Source organism: Mycobacterium angelicum (assembly GCF_002086155.1).
GTDB lineage: Bacteria > Actinomycetota > Actinomycetes > Mycobacteriales > Mycobacteriaceae > Mycobacterium > Mycobacterium angelicum.
Genome location: NZ_MVHE01000043.1, coordinates 1 through 20,201, shown reverse-complemented (window position 1 = coordinate 20,201; position 20,201 = coordinate 1). Strand labels below are relative to the sequence as shown.

Below are 20,201 nucleotides of genomic sequence, written 5' to 3'. Positions count from 1 at the left end.
CGCTTCGCGGCTCATCATGGGGACCGGCGGAGCGAGCAATCTGGCGGTACTCGAGGAGGCCCTGATCGCCTCGGGCACCGAGCTGACCACGGTGGCGATGCGCCGGGTCGATGCCGAGGGCGGGACCGGACTGCTTGATCTGCTCAACCGGCTGGGTATCACTCCGCTGCCCAACACCGCAGGCTGCCGCAGCGCCGCCGAGGCGGTGCTGACCGCGCAGCTGGCCCGCGAGGCGCTGAACACCAATTGGGTCAAGCTCGAGGTTATCGCCGACGAACGCACCCTGCTGCCAGATGCCGTCGAATTAGTCAGGGCCGCAGAACAATTGGTGGACGACGGATTTGTCGTACTGCCATACACCAATGACGACCCGGCCCTGGCCCGTCGCCTGGAGGACACCGGCTGCGCGGCGGTGATGCCATTGGGCTCGCCGATCGGCACCGGTCTGGGCATCACCAACCCGCACAACATCGAGATGATCGTCGCGCGCGCGGGTGTGCCCGTCGTGCTCGACGCCGGCATCGGTACCGCCAGCGACGCCGCGCTGGCCATGGAATTGGGTTGTGCTGCAGTGCTATTAGCCACCGCGGTGACCCGCGCCGCCGACCCGCCCACCATGGCCGCGGCGATGGCCACCGCCGTCACCGCGGGCTATCTGGCGCGCAAGGCGGGCCGCATTCCCAAGCGGTTCTGGGCGCAGGCTTCCAGCCCCGCCTTATGAACCGTTATGTGGCGTTGGGCAGTTCAATGGCGGCCGGGCCCGGCATTGCGCCCCGCGCGAGCGGAGCTCCTTGGCGCGCCGGAAGATCGGCGCACAACTACCCGCACCTGGTTGCCGAGCGGCTGAACCTGGACCTGGTTGACGTCACCTATTCCGGTGCGACCACCGCGCATGTGCTCACCGAGCATCAGCATGGCGCACCGCCCCAGGTCACGGCTCTGGACGGCTCGGAAACATTGGTAACGGTCACCATCGGCGGCAATGATGTGGGCTACATTCCGTTGCTGACGGTCGCGTCGTTGCCGCACGCCATGCGGCATTTGCCGATGCTGGGCGGGCGGATACGTGAACTGCTCGACCGTGATACCCGAGACCGCGCGCTGGCACAGGTCTTCGAATCGTTGTGTGCGGTGGGCAAGACGCTGCGCCAGCGCGCCCCGGGCGCGCGCATTCTGTTCATCGACTACCTCACTGTGCTGCCGCCGGCGGGTGTGCCGGCTCCGCCGCTGTCGCAGCGGGATGCCGAGCTGGGGTGGCATGTGGCTACCACCCTGGAACGCCTCACGGCCGATGCGGCCGCGGCAGCCGAATGCGAGGTCGTGAGTGCCGGGGCGGCCAGCCGCGACCATCACGCGTGGTCGGAAAAGCCTTGGACGACGAGACCTGGTGTGCCGCTTCCTGGTCGGCCGGCACCGCTGCACCCCAACGGTGCCGGGATGCGTGCGGTGGCCGAACTCGTCTGCAAAGCGGTGTGAACCCCTGGCGTTGAGTGTGCATCGTGGGCGCGACAATGGGATCGGTGACGCCCACGATGCACAGTGAAAGCCCTGAGTTCACACTCGATTTCGAGGGTTGGGCCGCAGGGCTGAGCTAGCCGTTTGTCCGCCACCACTGGTAGAGCGCCGGGACATCGGTGTTGGATGCGCGGATGTAGCTCAGAATGTTCTTCGCGTCGGTGGTCCAGATGATCTCGGCGGCGCCCTGATACGTCCCGCAAGCGACCTGCCCTGCGGTGGTGCCGGCGCTGCCCTGATGCCAGGTGGTCGGCGATTGACCGCTATCCCCGCACGCCGTCAGTGTTTCGTCTTTGATGCTGGCCTTGAACGAGCCGGCCAAATCGTCGGCGTTGGCGAAAAGGATGTACTTGGCCTGAGCGGGTCCTGCCGAATCGGGGCTCTGCCCACAGGAAAGCGCGGCCAGTTCACCGGCGCTAATCGACTGCGCGGTGCAGTTGTTGAGGCCGTAACCCTTCGACAGGTTTGCGGCCAGGGTGTTGACGTCGGACGAGTTGCCTGTTGGGTCTGCGGTCGCGGTGGCAGTACCCAGGCAGGCAAAGCTGCCCATGAGCGCGGTAGCCGTCGCGGCCCGCAGCGCGTTGGTGAAGTGAGACATCCTTACTCCTTAGGGTTGTCGGACCGACGGTGCGGCTGCGCTGACATGCAGGAGTCTATTTGTGTCGCTTGCCGGAAAACCAGAGTTTTCTGTCAATACGCATTCAGGCAGCTATGTCCATGATCTGCAACATATTCCGCTGGCAATTGTCTGTCTGGGCATGGATTTTATTGCCGGGTTATACCGGTGTGAGGGCGCCGGACCATAGCTGATTCCGCTGGAAACGGCATGGGCATTTTGCACAGTTGACTATTTTCCGGTTGGTGATGCCGTAGCGACGGCTCTCCGGTATGGTAAGCACCGCTTTACGCCAGCTAACTTCTTTGACTGGAGAATCCATGACACAACCACCACCTCCCGGTTACCCGCCGCAGCAGCCGCCCGCCGGACAGCAACCCGACAACTACCTGGTCTGGTCCATCCTGGTGACCCTGTTCTGCTGCCTCCCCCTTGGCATCGTTGCGATCGTCAAGTCCACCCAAGTCAACGGGTTGTGGGCACAGGGCCGGTACGCGGAGGCGCAGGCGTCTGCGGATGCTGCCAAGAAGTTCGTGATCTGGTCGGCCGTGGCCGGCGTGATCGTGTTCGTCATCTACGGCATCTTGTTGGCGGTTGGTGCTCTCAACAGCGGGACTCAGAGCGCGGCGATGATGCTAACCACCTTGTACTAAGTCCGGTGCGCTGATGGTGACCCGCCAGGGGGCGGCAACGCTGAGCTTGGGTCCGCCACTACTGGTGGCGGCATCCACGACATTGGCGTGTGCCGCAATCTGGCTGGGTGATCCGACAACCCCGAACGGCCCGCTGCCGGTGTGTCCCACCAAAGCCTTGTTGGGAATCGATTGCCCCGGGTGTGGCAGCTTGCGAATGCTGTACAGCCTTATGCATGGCAATCTATTGGCAGCCGCCAGGTTTAACGCGCTTGGCCTGGTGGCGGTGGGGCTGTTGGTGTGGGCCTACCTGACTTGGACATATGGCCGCCTGGTAGGTCGACGAATCAGGAGTTGGCAGCACCGACGCTGGGCAGCGGTAGTAGCGCTGTCGCTAGTACTGGTCTGGTTCGTGGTACGCAATCTCCCGTTCGCACCGTTCACCGCGCTTTTCGTTTGATCTGATTGCTCTGCAGCGAAGCCGCATCCGCCTGTGCGGATGCGGCTTTCGCGACATCAGCCGCCGTGGCGGTCTAATCTTGAGCGCAATGTCGAACAAATCAAAGACGATACCGGCGGTGCTGGCCGTTGCCGTGATCGTTGCTTTCGTGGCAATGGGTTGCGTTCGCTGGTCAACTCAATCGCAGCCAGCTCCCAGCAACCCCGCCGCCGCCGAGTTCGCCACCACGTTGCGCAACAAGGTGAGTACCGACGCCATGATGGCGCACCTGTCGAAACTTCAGGACATCGCCAACGCCAACAACGGAACCCGCGCGGTGGGCACACCCGGTTATGAAGCCAGCGTCGACTATGTCGTCAACACGTTGCGCAACAGTGGTTTTGACGTGCAGACACCGGAGTTCTCCGCGCGCGTCTTCCACGCCGAGAAGGGGCAGGTGGCCGTCGGGGGACTGAGCGCCGAGGCGCGCGCCCTGGAGTACAGCCTTGGCACCCCGGAGGAGGGAATCACCGGTCCGCTGGTGTTCGCACCCACCGACGACAGTCCGGGTTGCACTGCCTCCGACTACGACAAGCTGCCGGTAAAAGGCGCGGTGGTATTGGTGGATCGGGGCAACTGCCAGTTCGCCCAGAAAGAAGAGACCGCTGCGCAGCAGGGCGCCGTCGCGCTGATCGTCGCCGACAACGTCGACGAGCAGTCGATGGGCGGCACGCTGGGCGTCAACACCGACGTCAAAATTCCGGTGGTCAGTGTCACCAAGTCAGTCGGGGTTCAGTTGCGCGGCAAATCCGGCCCGGCCACCGTCAAGCTCAATGCGAACACCAAGAGTTTCAAGGCGCGCAACATCATCGCGCAGACCAAGACCGGCTCACCCACCGATGTGGTGATGGCCGGCGCGCACCTGGACAGCGTGCCGGAGGGACCGGGCATCAACGACAACGGTTCCGGCGTCGCCGCGATCCTGGAAACCGCAGTGCAACTCGGGAATTCGCCGCACGTGCACAACGCCGTTCGTTTCGGTTTCTGGGGAGCCGAAGAATTGGGATTGATCGGCTCGCGGAATTACGTCGAGTCGTTGAATCTCGATGCGCTCAAGAACATAGCGCTCTATTTGAACTTCGACATGCTGGCCTCGCCCAACCCGGGCTACTTCACCTATGACGGTGACCAATCGCTGCCGCTGGACGCCCGCGGTCAGCCGGTGGTGCCCGAGGGCTCGGCCGGTATCGAGCGAACGCTGGTCGCCTATCTGAAGATGGCGGGCAAGACCGCGCAGGACACGTCGTTCGACGGCCGCTCCGACTACGACGGGTTCACCTTGGCGGGCATCCCGTCGGGCGGGTTGTTCTCCGGCGCCGAGGTCAAGAAGAACGAAGAGCAGGCCAAGCTGTGGGGCGGCACCGCCGATCAGCCGTTCGATCCCAACTACCACCAGAAGGGCGACACCCTCGAGCACATCGATCGCACCTCGCTGGGGATTCAGGGCGGTGGCGTCGCCTACGCCATCGGTCTGTACGCACAGGACCTCACCGGCCGCAACGGTGTTCCAGTGATGGGGGACCGCACCCGCCACGTGCTCGCCAAGCCATGAGGCGCGGGCTTGCGACGGTAGTGCTCGCCTGCCTGCTGGCGGGATGTTCGACGCCGCGGCCGGCGCCCCCGGCCGCGGCACCGGACCTAGGCCGGATGCTGGCGGCCAAGGTGACAGCGGACGGCATGTTCACCCACCTGCGCGCGCTGCAGGCGATCGCCAACGCCAACAAGGGCAACCGGGCCGAGGGCACACCCGGCCACGACGCTACTGTCGATTATGTCGCGAAGGCATTGCGCGACAAGGGCTTTGAAGTGTCGACGCCGCAGTTCGAACGGTTGTCCGCCGTGTCGCAGGGCAAGCCGACGCTGACGGTGGCCGGCCGTAGCTATCCCGTCGACCAGGCGTCGCTGCTGATCCGAACCCCGTCCGGGGGGCTGACCGCCCCGACGGTCCGGCCTGCACAACCCGCCGGCTGCGCCGCGAGCGATTACCCGTCTGCGTTGCCGGCGGGTGCGATCGCCGTGGTCGACGACACCCGATGCTCGGTGGTCGACAAGCAGAACACCGCCGTGGCCAAGGGCGCCGCGGCATTGATCGTGGTCAGCCAGCCCAGCAATCAGGGCGCCCCGCCCACCTTGTTCAACCCCGGTTATTACAACCAGCTCACCGTGCCGGTCGCGGTGGTCGCCGGCAGCGGGGCTGCCGCGCTGGAGCGGGCCACCACTCCGGTACGGCTGGTACTGGACGCCGAGAATCTCAAGATCAAATCGCGAAACGTGGTGGCGCAGACCAAGACTGGCGCGCCCCATGAAGTGGTCATGGTGGGCTCGCATCTGGACAGCCCACGGGATACGCCGGGCATCAACGACGGCGGGTCGGGCGTGGCCGCGGTACTGGAAACCGCGCTGCAGCTGGGTCCGTTGCCACCGGTGAGCAACGCCGTGCGGTTCGTGTTCTGGGGCGGCGAACACAACGGCCTCAACGGCGCCATGGACTACGTCTTCGGCCTGGATAACGCCGCGCTCAACGACATCGCGCTGTATCTGAACTTCGACATGCTCGGATCGGCGAACGCGGGTTTCTTCACCGATGACGGCGATCAGTCCGGTCTTCCGGGGCCCGGGGTGTCGGCTGCCGACGTGCCGGAGGGCTCGGACGCCATCGAGCGCACGCTGGCCGGCTATCTGAATCTGGCCGGTAAGCGCCCCGCCGACATGCCGTTCAACACCGGGGTGGCCTACCACCCGTTTCTGGTGGCCGGCGTGCCGATCGGGGGCCTGACCACCGGGGCTTCGCAGACGAAAACCTTTGTGCAGGCGCGACTTTGGGGTGGGCAGCCGGGTGTCTGGTTTGATCCCAACTATCAGAGCGCGCGGGACACGGTGGACAATATCAATCGGGAAGCTCTGGCGGTCATGGGTTCTGGCGTGGCGTTCGCGGTGGGTAGCTACGCGAGGTCGATCGGCGGGGTAAATGGCGTCACACCCCATGACAAGCGGCACCGGACCCGGGTGTCCTAAGCCGTGTAGCACAGCGAGTGCTACAGCGTGCTAGCGTTAGGAGCATGGAAGCAATCGGAGTTCGCGAGTTGCGGCAGCATGCGTCGCGCTACCTGGCCCGGGTCGAAGCCGGTGAGGAGATCGGCGTGACCAGCAACGGCCGGCTGGTGGCTCGCCTCGTCCCGGTGCAGGCTGGCCTTCGGTCTCGCGAATCACTGATCAATGCAGGTGCCCTACTTCCGGCGCGGAGTCCAGAAAACCTGCTGCGCATCACGGCTACCCCGGCCCCGGACCACCCGCGCACGTTGTCCGATGTACTCAAAGAGATGCGCGACGAGCAGTGATCTATCTAGACACTTCGGCCCTCACTAAGCTGCTCATCGCCGAGCCTGAGACGCCCGAACTGCAGAACTGGCTCACTACGCAAAATGGGCAGGGTGAGTACGGCGTGACGAGCGCGCTGGGCCGGGTCGAGTTGATGAGAGTAGTTGCCCGATACGGACAACCAGGCCATGCTGAGCGTGCCCGTTACCTACTCGACGGGCTCGACATAGTCCCGCTCGCCGAACCAGTGATCGCTCTGGCTGAAACAATCGGCCCGGTTTCACTACGCTCTCTCGATGCTATTCACCTCGCGGCCGCTTCCCAGATCAAACGAGAGCTCAGGGCGTTCGTCACATATGACCACCGCTTATTGGACGGGTGCCGCGCGGTCGGCCTGGCAACCGCATCACCTGGCGCCGCAGTCTCCTAGCTCTCCATCAAATGGCGTTGGCCTTCATGAAACTTATGACGGCCAAGGTTTCCGCTGCGCTGGATGCTTGTTTGCGGCATGAGGCGCAGCAGTCGAAGCTGATCATCTCGGCGATCACGCGCGAAGCGCTCGAACCCTGCTGCAGCGGGGCGGAGCATACCATTGCCACCGAGGTCGGGTCGCAGCCGCGATTGTGGTCGATGCGTCTCGGTGAATGTCGCCTGCCAGGGTGATGGGACCACCGGTTTGCCATGAGCATGGGACCAGTTGGTCTTTCGGTCACGGGCCCTGTTGATGGTGACTGACGGCGTGGTTACCAGTCAATCCGACGCAGTCGGCGGGACCGGCTTTGGCTTTTGGCGTTGTCGGTAGGACTGGCCTCGACGACGAGTTCGTAAGCCGCCGATTGCAGTCGGTCCATCGCGGATTGGGCCAGGAGCGGGTCGGCCATCATGGTCAGGATCTAGGGTGGTTCGCGGTTACTGGTGATGGTCGAGGCTTTGCGGTGGCGTTCGACGATGAGCTCGTAGAAGTCGCTGGTTTCGGTGGTCTTCCAGGCGGTGGAGCGCCAGATCATCGATGATCAGCAGCTCGACGCGGTGCAGTTTTCGCATCTCGTCTTCGTAGGTGCCGTCCAGGCGTGCCCCGCGTAGGCGTTTGGATAACGTGTCGGCCGTTCGGTGTGCACGCTGTGATGGCGGCGGACAGCCCAGTAGGCCGCTGAAGTCGGGCGTGTATCCCGTCTTCAAGCCCAACACGTGGAATACCAATTCTTAGTCGGCTCAGTGTCTTTCGGACTGCAGCATCAGGACGTCTTGCATCACCTCGAAGCTCAGGGCCGGAAGTCCCCCATGCTCTCGTCGTCGGCTTGCTCATTGGCGTCGAGCAAGGCCAGATGCTCTGCCTGGAACCACCTGTTGAGCAGAAGGCGCAACGGCACCAGCATCGCGATGAATAAGGGGAACAAGATCCCCACCGGGCTGCTCTTGAGGATCCACAACACCACCAGACAGAGAACCTGCACGAAGGTGAAGACGTGGATGACTTTCCAGGGAACATGACGAACGTAGTGGGTGTTGGGGTACAGATTGCGGTCCGTCAACCACAATTTCAACCGTGCATAGAAGTCCGTCCCGTTGAGGGTGGCGAAACCCATGAACAGGAACAGGCCGAAAAGTACCTCGATCGGAACTTTCTTGATCACCGGCAACATGAAAATTGAGGCCGCGACCAGCAAATGAATCGCGAGCGGGGAGACTCGATTTTCTCGGACAGCTAGAATGCGCTCGGCACCGGAGTCGTCGTCTTCAGACTGGTTTGCGCCAAATCCCTGCGACAGATACGTCTCGACGGGTCGTCTGGTGGTCGCCAGACTCTTGATGTGGTTGAGGGAATGGACCGTGGCCGCCACGATCCAGGGCAAACCGAACACCGAGCACACCGCCGTGATGACGGCGACGACAGCCAGGTCCAGGTGATAGCCCCCACCTTTTCGGAGGGCATGCGACGGGCTGTTGACCAGACGAGTCGTAATGTTCTGATCGAGAAATAGCAGAACCGTGACGAGGATTGCCGGCCCGAGGCAAGCGAGGATCAGCCAGACGGGCACCGAGAACATGTCGACGAGCCAGGGCCGGCCGGTGGTGGTGCCGAAATGGTCGGGAATGGCCACGTCCGCCACCTTGACCTCCGGCAACGCCAAAGCGAAGATCGTCATCAGCGCGATGGCGATGGTGGGTCCGAAATCTGCCACGAATTCACGGAACCTGCGCTGGATATACCTGGTCTGCAGGAAAGTCTTGAAGTTGCGGGCCAACAGAAATGTTCCCAGTGCCAGCACCATGGTCATCAGGGCGGTCGCGTCGTTGCGCGGTGACGCGGTGAAGGGCGACACCACGGAGCGCGCCGCTTCGACGATGAAAATGACGGCGATGAGGACGGCGAAGATCTCGTCGACGAAGCGGGTGAAGAACCTCATCAGCGCGCTGGCATCGGTGACCGCGAGGACGAGCATGAGAACGCCCGACCAAACTCCTACCCAGGCGTAGACCGGTAAAAAGGGAAGATCGAAACGCCGGCACATCGTGTACAGCAGGCCGGTGAAGATGACGATGGGGCCGGTGCCGCCCAAAATTGTCAGGGGTTGAGCGGACAGGAGCGCGAACAGGATTCCGCCGAAGGCGGTTGCCACAATCATTTCCACGATGCCGATCTCACCGTCGGTCATGACACTGGTGAGGCCACCGAAGGCAATAGCATTCGCAAGGCAGGCGAAAAAAAGAAAACTGACAGATGCTACGGCTTTCGAATGCAGCCCGTCCTTGAAGTCGGTCGTGTAGAAAGGCAGCTTTCGCTGCACATCCGCCCAAAGACCGCCGCCTAATCGGCCGGTGTAGGTCAGGAGGCCGACCTCGTGCGCTTGTGGGGCGTCCGACACGCTGCTCCGTCTGCTTGACACGGATCAACCTTCCAGCCGAAACACACTCGGCCCGCTCCGGGCCAAGCTGCCGACCAGACTTTCCGGCGCACCTATTGCAAACATGCCGTGCCGGGCTGGCGAAAAGCAACCCCAGACGGGGCGCTCATCGAGTACTCATAGGCCAGCCGGACCACCAGAAGTTGGCGACGCTGCACTCAACGAAGTCCCAGCGAACCGCGAATCTGATTGGGGTGGAACCGATTCCTACGACCATACCACTCTTGAAGGCGATCTCTAGGTGATCTGCTTGTCGCCGGCCAGGGTGATGGGACCACTGGTTGCCATGAGCATGGGACCAGTTGGTCTTCCGGCTATGGGCCGTGTTGATGGTGACTGATGGAGTCGTTGCCGGTCAATCCGACGCAGTCGGAGGGGCCGGCTTTGGCTTTTGGCGTTGTCGGTACGACTGGCCTTCGACGATGAGTTCGTAGGCGGCGTCGGGATCTTCCGGTTGTTGGGCCGCTGTATTGGCCAGATGAGCTACCGGGAGGTGTCGGTGATCGAGATCGTGGAGATGCCGCGGCTGTGGCTGCAGGGGTTGGGGTTGCGGGAGGTGGCCCGGCTATCGGGCAGTGACCGCAAAACGGTGCGCCGGTATGTGATCGGGCGCGGGCGTGCGGGTTGGACCGCGACGGCGGTGATGATCAGCTCACTGATGAGTTGGTTGCGGCGGTGATCCCCGGTTGTTTTGCGTGCCTCGCGCTGACCTTCTGGCAGAGGACGCCGCGATGCGGTTCATCGACAACGTGGCAGCGATTGCAGGTGCCGCGAGTTCGCCGGGGCCTGTCATCTATACGGTTGGGCAGAGCAGGATTACGCGGTTGTTGTAGCGGTTCACGAAAGCGAGTCGACGATCTTCATAGTCTCGACGCTGACGGTCGTCACCTTCTTGATGAGGTCGACGATGTAAGTCGGGTCATCGTGTTCGTCGCACCAGTCATTGGGATCGTTGACGATGCCTGAGGCCTTGTCGGTGGTGACCTGGTAGCGGTCGATGATCCAGCCAAGCGCCGACCGGGAGCCGAGCATATACCGTTCGGCCTCCTCTGGAATGCCTTGGATCGTCACCTTGGTGTTGTAGACGATCGACGAATGATCTTGCTTGGAGTGCCATTTCATCTTCTAGACACGCCACGTTTCGCGGTCTGTTGCGCCTACTCCTGGCTTCAGTTGTACGTCAAGGGGATACGGCTTGACGGACTCATAGCCGACGTGCAGCTCCGCGAGCCTGCGGCCGGCATCGGTGAATCGCTCGAAACGCTCACGTGTTTCGGGAGTCGGGATGTGGGGGAGAATCTTCTTCAGGTCGGCTGCGTACCTTTCGCGGTAGGCAGGGTCGTGTAGCAGGCCGTATACGTAGTAGAAGATGTCGTCCTTGGTGACCTGATTGCCAACGGCGTCGCGGCACAGCTTGAGGATTCCATCGGTGATGTTGTCGACGTGCCGGTAGCCGTGTTCGTCTATGTCGGTGTTGTCGGCGGACGTGAAATCTAGTTCTTCGTAGGGTGATTCGGCCTTCTCGTATGTCCAGCGCGGGAAGAACTGGCCGCCGAATCCGTGAAAGTTCAGATCGGGAAGAGAACCGACCATCAACAGAGAGATCTCTGCGCCACCGACGCCGAGCATGCATAAACCAACGTTTGTGTGGTACGGGGTCGCAAACATGGACGGCAAGGGTTATGCGACGCGAAGTTGTGCCCGGCGAACAGCGCATCGAACACCGGCTTGGTGATCAGATGCTGCGACAGCATACTGATCGCATCCTCACCGGTGATCGAGTTGTTCAGGTTGTCGCGTAGCCCGGCAAGGAACTGTTCGAAAGCCGTCGCCACTCCCGGGCCAGCACCTTCGAGCAGCGCCTTGATCCGGGTGGTCAGCGTCGCGGCGGTGTCGGCAACATCGGCGGCCCACTGCTCCCAATAGGTCCGCGTGCCAACCTTATTGACGATGCGCGCATAGATCACTTCTTGCCATTGCGACAGGGAGAACAGTGCCATCTGAGTGGCAACATCGGGCCGCGGGTCGTCAGAGGTTGGACCAATGTGGCCGCCGAGCAGCTTGTCGTTACCTACACCTTCCTTCTTCTTCGACGATGCGTTGAGCGCAATGCTGTTGACCATCGCGTCGAACCGCTCATCGTGCGACCGCAGCGCGTTGAGCACCTGCCAGACAACCTTGAACCGCTTGTTATCGGCCAGCGCCACCGCGGGTTCGACACCTTCGGGCACCGCCACCGGCAGGATGACGTAGCCATAGTCCTTGTCTCCGACGACTTCCGCATCACCCGGCCCACCGACTGCACCACGTCAACTATCGAATTGCGCGGGTTCAAGAACAGTACGGCGTCCAGGGCGGGAACGTCGACGCCTTCGGACAGGCAGCGGGCATTCGTCAGGATGCGGCATTCATCCTCAGCCACAACACCTTTGAGCCAGGAAAGCTGCTCGTTGCGTTCAAGAGCGTTGAAGGTGCCATCGACGTGGTGTGCGACGCAGCGCAACCCGCGGTTGGTGTTATCGGAGCCCAAATGCTCATCGAGCAGCTCTTGGTAGGCCTCAACCACTTTCGGAAACATCTCAGCGATCTGCTTGGAGGTCTTGATGTCCTTGGCGAACGCCGCCGCGCGGCGCATCGGCGGTTCGCCGGCGGCCACGCCCGCGCCGGCGCGTTTGGCCAGGCCGTTCCAACAGCCCACGATTTTCGACGCGTCGTCGAGCATGAGTTCACCGGATACGCCGGCCAGTTCCTGTGCCAGCCGCGGTGCGATCACCGACTTGTCGACGGTCAGCACCATCACCTTGTAGTCGGTGAGCAGTCCGCGTTCCACCGCGTCACCGAACGAGAGTCGGTGAAACTCCGGTCCGAACGTCAACTCGTCGTCCATCGACACCAGCTCGGCAGAATGCTGGTGTCTTGCCGGTGCCGCACGCCATGATCAACTTGCCGCGATCGTTGCTCAAGCCATAACCCCGGAACACCGCGTCAATCGCCTGCTGCTGGTGGGGGCGTGGCGCGTGGCGCCTCGCGGGTGCCAGGTTCACCTGCAGGTCGCCGTGCGGCCAGGCGACGTCCCAGTCGATTGGCGACTCGGCGATCTCGGCCATCCCGATCCGCTGCACCGGGATCATCTGATCGGCTAAGGCGTTCTCGGCATTTTTGCCCCAGCGGTCCGTCGTGGAGATGATCACCCGGTTGGCGAAGCCCGTCTTGCCCGAAGCGGTGAAAACGAGTCGATATCCCCCTTGGACAACGTGTGGGTTGGTTCGTAGAACTTGCACTGGATAGCGGTGTAGCTACCGGTATCCCGTTCGCGCGCGACCAAGTCGATACCGGTGTCCGGCTTGCCCTGGCGCCCGGGCCAATCGATCCACCGCCACACCGCGTCATACTGCTGCGACATCGTCGGGTCGAGTTCGAAATATCGCACCATGAGCTGCTCGAACTTCGTGCCCCGCTCGGAATTTGACGGCGCCTTCCGGAATGCCTCGATGACTTCGTGCACCGACCCGATGGCTGACGACGATACTGCGCGGTTCTGACATCGGGGCCGCTTCGTTTGGGTGCTGACGGTAAACCAATCCATCTAAGATGGGATTCCTTTAGTGCAGACCGGTCGGGATGGGGTTGGTCAGATGAAGTTGCGGTGTGGTGGCTCTCGCGGGCTGGTCGCGTCGGCGCGGGCCGGGATCGCCTGTCTGGGGGCGGTACTCGTAGTGGCCGGCTGCACGACCGTCGTCGGCGGCCGCGCCATGTCGATCCTCAACGACCCGTTCCGGGTGGGTGGTTTACCCGCGACCAATGGCCCCAGTGGCCAACGCCCCAACGCGCCCGCGGCAACCGGCACGGTGATCAACACCAACAACGGGGCGATCGACAAGTTGTCGTTGCTGTCTATCAACGACATCGAGGAGTACTGGAAAGCCAACTACATCGCTCCGTTGAAAGGCTCGTTCAAGCCCGTCGACAAGCTGGTGTCTTACGACTCCAACGATCCGAACAGTCCCATCGTCTGCCACAACGAGACCTACCAGCTCGTCAACGCCTTCTTCACCTCCCGGTGCAACATGATCGCCTGGGACCGCGGGGTGTTCATGGCGGTGGCCCAGAAGTACTTCGGCGACATGTCGGTGAATGGTGTGTTGGCGCACGAGTTCGGTCACGCCTTGCAATCCATGGCGCAGCTGGTCACCAGAAGAGACCCGACCATCGTGCGTGAGCAGCAGGCCGATTGCTTCGCCGGGGTCTACCTGTACTGGGTGGCCGACGGCAAGTCGCCGCGTTTCACCTTGAGCACCGCCGACGGCCTCGACCATGTGATGGCCGGGATCATCACCACCCGCGACCCGGTGATGGACGCCGACGCGCAAAACGACGACGAACACGGCTCGGCCCTGGATCGGGTGAGCGCGTTCCAGATGGGTTTCATCAGCGGCACTCCGGCGTGCGCGTCGATCAACAAGGCCGAGATCGAGCAGCGCCGCGGTGACCTCCCGACCACGTTGCGGGTGGATCCCAACGGCGACCCGGAGACCGGCGAGGTGCCGATCAACGAAGACACCTTGTCCACGCTGATGGAACTCATGGGCAAGGTCTTCTCGCCCAAGAACCCGCCGACGTTGTCCTATAAGGCAGCCGGCTGCCCCGACGCCAGGCCCAGCCCGCCGGCGTCCTACTGTCCGGCCACCAACACCATCGTGGTCGACCTGCCCGCGCTGGCGGCGATGGGCAAAGTCGCCTCTGAAAAGGAACAGAGTCTGCCCCAAGGCGATGACACGGCCCTGTCGATCGTGATGTCGAGGTATGCGCTGGCTGCGCAGCATGAGCGTGGCCTGGCGATGCAGAGCCCGTGGACCGCGCTGCGCACGGCATGTCTGACCGGGGTTGCGCACCGCAAGATGGCCGAGCCGATCGACCTGCCGTCCGGCAAGTCACTCGTCCTGACGGCCGGCGACCTCGACGAGGCCGTGGCCGGGCTGCTCACCAACCACATGGTGGCCAGCGACGCCGACGGCATCAGCGTGCCAGCCGGATTCACCCGCATCGCGGCGTTCCGGGGTGGGGTGGGCGGCGATATGGACGGGTGTTACGCGCGCTACCCGGGGTAGGCGGCATCCCGCTGCTGGCCGTTGTGCACCCAGACCACCAGAAAGCCGGTGACCATCACCCAGCCCAGGGCGACGGTCGGGATGGCCCAGGCGCGGCGCATGAGCAGGGCGGAGTCGCAGCTCGACACGACGGCGCCACCAGGGGCCTGGTGGGCCTGCGTCAGATCGGAGCTGATGCCGTTGCCGCAGGTGATCTTGACGCCGTACGAGTCGTACTCATCCAGGTAGATCGGAAAGAAGAGCGCGAACAATCCGACCACGCCCAGCAGTAGTCCGGCGATTCCCAGGTACATCTGACGACGACTCACAGCTTCTCCATGTGTTCGGTATGTTAATGCCAAATTCGACCCCGCTGCGCTCACGTCATGCACACGTTCGAGAACAGCAGGACCGGCCACGAGACGATCTGGCCTAAAAAGGAGACCGCCAGGTCGAGACCCTGCATCCGGCGAAGTTGCTCGGTGTGTGTCGTCGTCCAGACCACCCCTACCAGCAAATATGGCGTTCCAACGACCAAAGCGACGACAATCAGCTGGCCGATTGTGACCTGAAAATTGAGCACCCGGCGAACTTTTTCCAACATGTGCGGTCCTTCCGGCCGTCCTCGCGCGGCTCCCCAAGCGGTGATTATGTTAATGGATATTCCGCGACTGCGATAGGCGAGGACGGCATGCGGCTACAGTGAGGCGGTGTCCACCGATGCCACCGCCATTCGGAGGCGACCCAAGGACCGCAAGGCGCAGATTGCGCGCGCATCGGCTGAGGCGTTCAGCGCGCAGGGCTATCACGCGGTGAGCATGGAGACCATCGCCGCCAAAGTCGGGGTATCGGCACCCGCGCTGTACCGGCACTATGCGGGTAAATATGACCTGTTCCGTGGCGCGGTACTGACCTTGAGCCAATTGTTGGTCGACTGCACGGATTTGGATCCCGAGCCCGATCCCGACCCTGATCCGGCCACGACGCTGGACCAGCTGGTTGCCGCACTTATCGACGTCACCCTGGACAATCGCGAGTCCGGCGGCCTGTACCGCTGGCAGGCGCGCTACCTGCGCGCCGAGGACCAGCTCACCCTGACCGGTCAACTCAAGCTGGTGAATCGCCGAATTCAGGAGCCGCTCAATGCGATTCGGCCGGCGCTGATTTCCTCGCAACGGTGGATGCTGTCGGCGGGCGTGCTCAGCGCGATCGGCAGCATCGTCGATCACCGGGCTCGGCTGCCGGCCGACGAGATTCGCGGACTGCTCGGCGAGGCGGCCGCGGCGATCCTCGCCGCGGAGCTCCCGCAGCCCGGCGAGGTCTTTGGCCGCCCGCCATCCTGGCGGATCTTCGCCGAGGACGCGGGCGTCTACGAGGCGTTGCTGCACGCGTCGATGATTTTGTTCAAAGACCGCGGCTATACCGAAACCAGCATGGCGCAGATCGCCTCGGCCGCCGGCATACCGGTGTCGGGGATCTACCGGTATTTCTCCGGCAAGTGCGAGATTCTGGCGACCGGCCTGCGCCGGGCGGCCGACCGGGTGTCCGGGCAACTGTCGCCGGTCGTCGGCGCGCTGACCGAACCGCGCCAGGCGCTGATGTTGCTGATCGACGCCTACGTCGCGACGTCGTTCGCCAACCCCGAGCTGGCCGCGGTCTATTACACCGAGCGGGTCAACCTGACACCCGCCGACCAAATGCTGCTGCACAACGTGCAGCTGTCGACGATCGATTCCTGGGTGCGGCTGCTGACAACCGCGCGACCGTCGCTCACCCCGATGCAGGCGCGGTTCCTGGTGCACGCCGCCATGGCGCTAGTGGTCGATCTGAGTCGGATGGGAGGCCCCGCGGATTCGGCTTATGGTCAGGCTTGTGTGCGAAAGTTGATGGAGGTCACGCTTTTCGGCTCTCCGGCCGGGTCTCCAGCAGACGCAGCGCCGCGCCAACCGCGAGCGCGGGCACGTCGAGGGTCTTCGAGCCCAAGTCGTGACGTGCGCCGGAGATCTCGACGACCTCGGTAGGGGCGGAGATCTTCGCCGCGGCATCGTGCACCTCGGCGATGGTGCCGAACGGATCCGAGGTGCCGTGAGTGAACACGGTGGGGACGGTGATGTCGGGCAGGTGCGCGGTGCGCTGACGTTCCGGCTTTCCGGGCGGATGGACGGGGTAGGAGAACAGGGTCAAAATGTCGACCCGGGTTTGGTTGGCAGCCACCACCATCGACGTCTGGCGGCCGCCGTAGGAATGCCCGCCGGCGATCAGCGGTCCGTCGGCAAGGCTGCGGCAGTATTCGATGGCTTCGACTATTCCGGCTTGGTCGACTGCCGCCGAGCCCGACGGCGGTCCTTTGGGCCGGCGGCGGCGATAGGGCAGGTTGTATCTGATAGCCAACCAGCCGTGGCGCGCCCACTCGTCGCAAACCTGTTGCAGCAATGTGGAATCCCGGTTACCCCCGGCGCCATGCGTCAACACGGCAACGCCTTGTGGAGTGCCGTCGGGTTCGTGTGCGACGCCTGCGATGTCGTCGAGGTTCATGATCCGAGCCTGAACAAGGGGGATACGGGGCCGTGGCCGCCGCCCAGCGGATAGGCGGCGCGCAGGCATTCGGTGACCCACGCTTTGGCGAACGCGACCGCGTCGGGCATCCCGTAGCCGTGCGCCAATGCACACGCCACCGCGGCGGCCAGCGTGTCACCGCCACCGTGGTCGTTGCCGGTGGGCAGCCGGGGGGCGTCGAACTCGTGGAAATCAACGCCGTCGTACAGCAGGTCGCAACTATTGCCCGACGAACGCAAGTGCCCGCCCTTGACCAACACCCACCGCGGGCCCAGCTTATGCAACGCCTCGGCGGCCGCGCGCTGCGACTCGGTGTCGACGACGTCGACATCGACCAGTAGCCGCACCTCGTCGAGATTCGGTGTCACCAGCGTGGCTAACGGAAACAGTTGAGCGCGAAGCGAATCCAGTGCAGATGCGGCCAGCAGCGGGTCGCCGTGCATCGACGCGCAGACCGGGTCGACGACGAGAGGAACACTCAGCTCGAGCCGGCGCCAGCTGTCAGCCACCGCGGCGATGATGGCCGAGGATGCCAGCATGCCGGTCTTGGCGGCCTGTACGCCGATGTCGGTCACCACCGCCTCAATCTGGCCGACCACGATATCTTCTGGCACCTCGTGAAAACCCTTGACGCCCAGCGTGTTCTGCATGGTGACCGCGGTGACGGCGACGCAGCCGTGCACACCGAGCAGCGCCATGGTGCGCAGGTCGGCCTGAATGCCGGCACCGCCCCCCGAGTCCGATCCGGCGATCGTCAGCACCCGCAGCGGCGTCGCGCCGGGCGGTGGGAGCGGCAGCGTCGGAGGCGGCAACGTCACTGGGTGATCGGCAGATACACCCGGTTACCGTGCTCGGCGAACTCGACCGACTTCTCGGCCATCGCGGCCTCGATCGCCTCCTCGGAGTCCAGCCCGTGCTTGGCGGCGTAGTCGCGCACATCCTGGGTGATGCGCATCGAGCAGAACTTCGGCCCACACATCGAGCAGAAGTGCGCGGTCTTGGCCGGCTCGGCGGGCAGCGTCTCGTCGTGGAACTCCCGCGCGGTGTCGGGATCCAGCGACAGCGCGAACTGGTCGTTCCAGCGGAACTCGAAACGCGCTGTGCTCAAAGCGTTGTCGCGGTCCTGTGCGTGGGGATGGCCCTTGGCCAGATCGCCCGCGTGCGCGGCGATCTTGTAGGCGATCACCCCATCCTTGACGTCCTTGCGGTCCGGCAGCCCCAGGTGCTCTTTGGGCGTGACGTAGCACAGCATCGCGGTGCCGGCCTGGGCGATGATGGCCGCGCCGATGGCCGAGGTGATGTGGTCGTAGGCCGGCGCGATGTCAGTGGCCAGCGGGCCCAGCGTGTAGAACGGAGCCTCCTCGCACAGCTCCTCTTCCAGCCGCACGTTCTCGACGATCTTGTGCATCGGGACGTGCCCGGGTCCCTCGATCATCACCTGTGCGCCATGGGCTTTGGCGATCTTGGTGAGTTCACCCAGGGTGCGCAGCTCGGCGAATTGAGCGGCGTCATTGGCGTCGGCGATGGATCCGGGGCGCAGCCCGTCGCCGAGGGAGAAGGTGACGTCGTAGCCGGCCAGGATGTCGGCCAGTTCTTCGAAATGCGTGTACAGGAACGACTCTCGGTGATGAGCCAGGCACCAGGCCGCCATGATCGACCCGCCGCGGCTGACGATGCCGGTGACCCGCTTGGCGGTCAGCGGGACATACCGCAGCAGCACCCCCGCGTGCACCGTCATGTAGTCGACACCCTGCTCGCACTGCTCAATCACGGTGTCGCGGTAGATTTCCCACGTCAGCTCGGTCGGGTCGCCCTTGACCTTCTCCAGCGCCTGGTAGATGGGCACCGTGCCGACCGGCACCGGCGAGTTGCGCAGAATCCACTCGCGAGTTTCGTGAATGTTCTTGCCGGTGGACAGGTCCATGATGGTGTCGGCGCCCCAGCGCGTGGCCCACACCATCTTGTCGACCTCTTCGGCGATCGAGGAGGTGACCGCGGAGTTGCCGATATTCGCGTTGACCTTCACCGCGAACGCCTTGCCGATGATCATCGGCTCGATCTCGGGGTGGTTGTGGTTGGCCGGGATGATGGCACGGCCGCGGGCGACCTCGTCGCGGACCAGCTCGGCAGGCATGCCCTCGCGGGCGGCGATGAACGCCATTTCCGCGGTGATCTCGCCGGCCCGGGCGCGCTGCAGCTGAGTGCCGCGGTCGCGAACCACGCCGGGCCGCGGCGGCAGGCCCGCGGCCAGATCGATCGTCGCGTCGGTATCGGTGTACGGGCCCGAGGTGTCGTAGAGGTCGAAGTGGTCCCCGGTGGACAGGTGCACCCGGCGGAACGGCACCCGCATGCCGGTAAAGCCTTCGACATCGCGGTACACCTTGCTGCTGCCCGCGATGGGTCCGGTGGTCACCGACGGTTCGATAGTTACGGTCATTCTCAATCTCCCTACGCCGGCATTACCCGGTCAGGTTCGTACGGTCGACGGCCCCAGCCGTCCTCTCAGCGCACTCGGCATGCGCTCCCGCGTGGATTTGGTTGATCTACCCACGCTAGCGCAGGGCGCCGCCAACCGGCAGAGGCGCGGGGTCAGCCGTGCGGACCGGCCGCGCCAGGCGTACCGAACAGCGTTCCGCGCGTACCGCCGTTGCCGCCGGCGCCCCCATTACCGTCGGGAGGCCCGAGTCCACCAGCGCCGCCCGGCCCGCCGTTACCGCCGTTGCCGATCAGCCCGACGGCGCCGCCGCCGTCGCCGCCCAGACCGCCGTCGCCGCCTGCGCCGCCGGCACCGGCGAGGCCGCCGGCGGCACCCACCCCACCGAAGCCGCCATTGCCATACACCGCGCCACCGTGACCGCCGGTCCCGCCGTTACCGCCCTTGCCGCCATTGCCGGTGGGTCCGCCTTGGCCCGCGCTCCCGCCGTTCCCGCCGGTCCCGCCGCTGCCGAACAACTTGGCGTCGCCGCCGGATCCGCCCGCGCCACCGAACCCACCGTTGCCGAAGTTGGCCAAGCTGGCCGCGCCGTTTCCACCCGCGCCGCCGGCCCCGCCGATGCTGTGCATGTCGTATCC

Annotated in this window: 18 protein-coding genes, 6 pseudogenes and 1 riboswitch; of the genes and pseudogenes, 12 read left to right on the top strand and 12 right to left on the bottom strand. The window is 64.1% G+C overall.

Annotated elements, in window-relative coordinates; translation table 11 throughout:
• The first annotated feature begins 16 nt into the window (after positions 1 to 16).
• Both thiG and BST12_RS20345 read left to right on the top strand, forming a co-directional pair.
• Positions 17 to 721 (top strand): thiazole synthase, encoded by a 705-nt coding sequence (gene thiG / locus BST12_RS20350; RefSeq protein ID WP_245847424.1) that lies wholly within the window; start codon positions 17 to 19, stop codon positions 719 to 721.
• Positions 718 to 1,476, top strand: a complete 759-nt coding sequence (locus tag BST12_RS20345; protein WP_083114934.1) for an SGNH/GDSL hydrolase family protein — start codon at positions 718 to 720, stop codon at positions 1,474 to 1,476. The genes thiG and BST12_RS20345 overlap by 4 nt, the downstream gene beginning before the upstream one ends.
• 115 nt (positions 1,477 to 1,591) lie before the next feature.
• Here the strand turns inward: BST12_RS20345 and BST12_RS20340 are convergent, their stop codons facing one another.
• On the bottom strand, positions 1,592 to 2,113 hold the full coding sequence (locus BST12_RS20340) for a serine/threonine protein kinase (RefSeq protein WP_083114933.1): 522 nt from the start codon (positions 2,111 to 2,113) through the stop codon (positions 1,592 to 1,594).
• Positions 2,114 to 2,451: 338 nt separating this feature from the next.
• Here BST12_RS20340 and BST12_RS20335 point away from each other — a divergent pair, with 338 nt between their 5' ends.
• From BST12_RS20335 to BST12_RS20305, 7 genes are all read left to right on the top strand, one after another.
• Positions 2,452 to 2,784, top strand: coding sequence for a CD225/dispanin family protein (locus tag BST12_RS20335; protein ID WP_083114932.1), 333 nt, complete (start codon positions 2,452 to 2,454; stop codon positions 2,782 to 2,784).
• Between the two features lie 13 nt (positions 2,785 to 2,797).
• Entirely contained in the window at positions 2,798 to 3,223 is a 426-nt protein-coding gene (locus tag BST12_RS20330) for a DUF2752 domain-containing protein (RefSeq protein ID WP_083114931.1), read from the top strand.
• An 88-nt stretch (positions 3,224 to 3,311) separates the two neighbouring features.
• Positions 3,312 to 4,814 (top strand): M28 family metallopeptidase, encoded by a 1,503-nt coding sequence (locus tag BST12_RS20325; protein WP_083114930.1) that lies wholly within the window; start codon positions 3,312 to 3,314, stop codon positions 4,812 to 4,814.
• Positions 4,811 to 6,277 carry a M28 family peptidase gene (locus BST12_RS20320; protein ID WP_083114929.1) on the top strand — a complete coding sequence of 489 codons (1,467 nt, stop codon included), beginning with the start codon at positions 4,811 to 4,813 and terminating at the stop codon, positions 6,275 to 6,277. The genes BST12_RS20325 and BST12_RS20320 overlap by 4 nt, the downstream gene beginning before the upstream one ends.
• Before the next feature lie 44 nt (positions 6,278 to 6,321).
• Positions 6,322 to 6,600 carry a type II toxin-antitoxin system Phd/YefM family antitoxin gene (locus BST12_RS20315; protein ID WP_083114928.1) on the top strand — a complete coding sequence of 93 codons (279 nt, stop codon included), beginning with the start codon at positions 6,322 to 6,324 and terminating at the stop codon, positions 6,598 to 6,600.
• Positions 6,597 to 7,010, top strand: a complete 414-nt coding sequence (locus BST12_RS20310; RefSeq protein ID WP_083114927.1) for a type II toxin-antitoxin system VapC family toxin — start codon at positions 6,597 to 6,599, stop codon at positions 7,008 to 7,010. The genes BST12_RS20315 and BST12_RS20310 overlap by 4 nt, the downstream gene beginning before the upstream one ends.
• 11 nt (positions 7,011 to 7,021) lie before the next feature.
• Complete coding sequence (locus BST12_RS20305) at positions 7,022 to 7,243, top strand: hypothetical protein (RefSeq protein ID WP_083114926.1); 222 nt, start codon at positions 7,022 to 7,024, stop codon at positions 7,241 to 7,243.
• Positions 7,244 to 7,330: 87 nt separating this feature from the next.
• Here BST12_RS20305 and BST12_RS34960 read toward each other — a convergent pair.
• The 3 genes and pseudogenes from BST12_RS34960 to BST12_RS34955 all read right to left on the bottom strand — a co-directional run.
• Positions 7,331 to 7,719 (bottom strand): annotated as a pseudogene (locus BST12_RS34960) (ATP-binding protein); the annotation flags it as partial.
• Between the two features lie 123 nt (positions 7,720 to 7,842).
• Entirely contained in the window at positions 7,843 to 9,447 is a 1,605-nt protein-coding gene (locus BST12_RS20295; RefSeq protein WP_245850456.1) for a sodium bicarbonate transporter family protein, read from the bottom strand.
• Between the two features lie 394 nt (positions 9,448 to 9,841).
• Positions 9,842 to 9,925: pseudogene (locus BST12_RS34955) on the bottom strand (ATP-binding protein); the annotation flags it as partial.
• On the opposite strand from BST12_RS34955, the gene BST12_RS20290 reads away from it, so the two are divergent.
• Positions 9,884 to 10,165: a hypothetical protein gene (locus BST12_RS20290; RefSeq protein ID WP_372510984.1), complete on the top strand. Its 282-nt coding sequence runs from the start codon at positions 9,884 to 9,886 to the stop codon at positions 10,163 to 10,165. The pseudogene BST12_RS34955 and the gene BST12_RS20290 overlap by 42 nt on opposite strands.
• A 158-nt stretch (positions 10,166 to 10,323) precedes the next feature.
• Here the strand turns inward: BST12_RS20290 and BST12_RS34950 are convergent.
• Both BST12_RS34950 and BST12_RS34945 read right to left on the bottom strand, forming a co-directional pair.
• Positions 10,324 to 11,163 (bottom strand): annotated as a pseudogene (locus BST12_RS34950) (type ISP restriction/modification enzyme); the annotation flags it as partial.
• A pseudogene (locus BST12_RS34945) lies at positions 11,163 to 12,895 on the bottom strand (restriction endonuclease); the annotation flags it as partial. The pseudogenes BST12_RS34945 and BST12_RS34950, both read right to left, overlap by 1 nt.
• 226 nt (positions 12,896 to 13,121) lie before the next feature.
• Here BST12_RS34945 and BST12_RS20280 point away from each other — a divergent pair.
• Positions 13,122 to 14,594 (top strand): neutral zinc metallopeptidase, encoded by a 1,473-nt coding sequence (locus BST12_RS20280; protein WP_083114924.1) that lies wholly within the window; start codon positions 13,122 to 13,124, stop codon positions 14,592 to 14,594.
• Here the strand turns inward: BST12_RS20280 and BST12_RS20275 are convergent.
• Both BST12_RS20275 and BST12_RS20270 read right to left on the bottom strand, forming a co-directional pair.
• The gene (locus tag BST12_RS20275) at positions 14,582 to 14,902 is read right to left on the bottom strand and encodes a hypothetical protein (RefSeq protein ID WP_083114923.1); all 321 of its coding nucleotides are present in this window, start codon (positions 14,900 to 14,902) and stop codon (positions 14,582 to 14,584) included. The two genes, BST12_RS20280 and BST12_RS20275, sit on opposite strands and share 13 nt — an antisense overlap.
• A 50-nt stretch (positions 14,903 to 14,952) precedes the next feature.
• A complete protein-coding gene (locus tag BST12_RS20270) occupies positions 14,953 to 15,177 on the bottom strand; it encodes a hypothetical protein (protein ID WP_083114922.1) in 225 nt (74 codons plus the stop codon).
• Positions 15,178 to 15,304: 127 nt separating this feature from the next.
• Here BST12_RS20270 and BST12_RS20265 point away from each other — a divergent pair.
• A pseudogene (locus BST12_RS20265) lies at positions 15,305 to 16,525 on the top strand (TetR/AcrR family transcriptional regulator); the annotation flags it as partial.
• Here BST12_RS20265 and BST12_RS20260 read toward each other — a convergent pair.
• The 4 genes and pseudogenes from BST12_RS20260 to BST12_RS33550 form a co-directional block, all read right to left on the bottom strand.
• Positions 16,467 to 17,108: an alpha/beta hydrolase family protein gene (locus tag BST12_RS20260; protein ID WP_139801799.1), complete on the bottom strand. Its 642-nt coding sequence runs from the start codon at positions 17,106 to 17,108 to the stop codon at positions 16,467 to 16,469. The pseudogene BST12_RS20265 and the gene BST12_RS20260 overlap by 59 nt on opposite strands.
• Positions 17,105 to 17,947 (bottom strand): bifunctional hydroxymethylpyrimidine kinase/phosphomethylpyrimidine kinase, encoded by an 843-nt coding sequence (gene thiD / locus BST12_RS20255; protein ID WP_083114921.1) that lies wholly within the window; start codon positions 17,945 to 17,947, stop codon positions 17,105 to 17,107. The genes BST12_RS20260 and thiD overlap by 4 nt, the downstream gene beginning before the upstream one ends.
• Positions 17,944 to 19,566 (bottom strand): phosphomethylpyrimidine synthase ThiC, encoded by a 1,623-nt coding sequence (thiC, locus tag BST12_RS20250; protein ID WP_083114920.1) that lies wholly within the window; start codon positions 19,564 to 19,566, stop codon positions 17,944 to 17,946. Before thiC ends, thiD begins: the two co-directional genes overlap by 4 nt.
• Positions 19,557 to 19,667, bottom strand: a riboswitch (TPP riboswitch). It overlaps the preceding gene by 10 nt.
• A gap of 51 nt (positions 19,668 to 19,718) precedes the next feature.
• Positions 19,719 to 20,201, bottom strand: a pseudogene (locus BST12_RS33550) (PE family protein); the annotation flags it as partial.

Bases quoted from the DNA above. Each gene is read 5' to 3' on its own strand.
- thiG (WP_245847424.1), top strand. From the start codon at position 17: ATGGGGACCGGCGGAGCGAGCAATCTGGCGGTACTCGAGGAGGCCCTG.
- BST12_RS20345 (WP_083114934.1), top strand. From the start codon at position 718: ATGAACCGTTATGTGGCGTTGGGCAGTTCAATGGCGGCCGGGCCCGGC.
- BST12_RS20340 (WP_083114933.1), bottom strand. From the start codon at position 2,113: ATGTCTCACTTCACCAACGCGCTGCGGGCCGCGACGGCTACCGCGCTC.
- BST12_RS20335 (WP_083114932.1), top strand. From the start codon at position 2,452: ATGACACAACCACCACCTCCCGGTTACCCGCCGCAGCAGCCGCCCGCC.
- BST12_RS20330 (WP_083114931.1), top strand. From the start codon at position 2,798: ATGGTGACCCGCCAGGGGGCGGCAACGCTGAGCTTGGGTCCGCCACTA.
- BST12_RS20325 (WP_083114930.1), top strand. From the start codon at position 3,312: ATGTCGAACAAATCAAAGACGATACCGGCGGTGCTGGCCGTTGCCGTG.
- BST12_RS20320 (WP_083114929.1), top strand. From the start codon at position 4,811: ATGAGGCGCGGGCTTGCGACGGTAGTGCTCGCCTGCCTGCTGGCGGGA.
- BST12_RS20315 (WP_083114928.1), top strand. From the start codon at position 6,322: ATGGAAGCAATCGGAGTTCGCGAGTTGCGGCAGCATGCGTCGCGCTAC.
- BST12_RS20305 (WP_083114926.1), top strand. From the start codon at position 7,022: ATGGCGTTGGCCTTCATGAAACTTATGACGGCCAAGGTTTCCGCTGCG.
- BST12_RS20280 (WP_083114924.1), top strand. From the start codon at position 13,122: ATGAAGTTGCGGTGTGGTGGCTCTCGCGGGCTGGTCGCGTCGGCGCGG.
- BST12_RS20270 (WP_083114922.1), bottom strand. From the start codon at position 15,177: ATGTTGGAAAAAGTTCGCCGGGTGCTCAATTTTCAGGTCACAATCGGC.
- BST12_RS20260 (WP_139801799.1), bottom strand. From the start codon at position 17,108: ATGAACCTCGACGACATCGCAGGCGTCGCACACGAACCCGACGGCACT.
- thiC (WP_083114920.1), bottom strand. From the start codon at position 19,566: ATGACCGTAACTATCGAACCGTCGGTGACCACCGGACCCATCGCGGGC.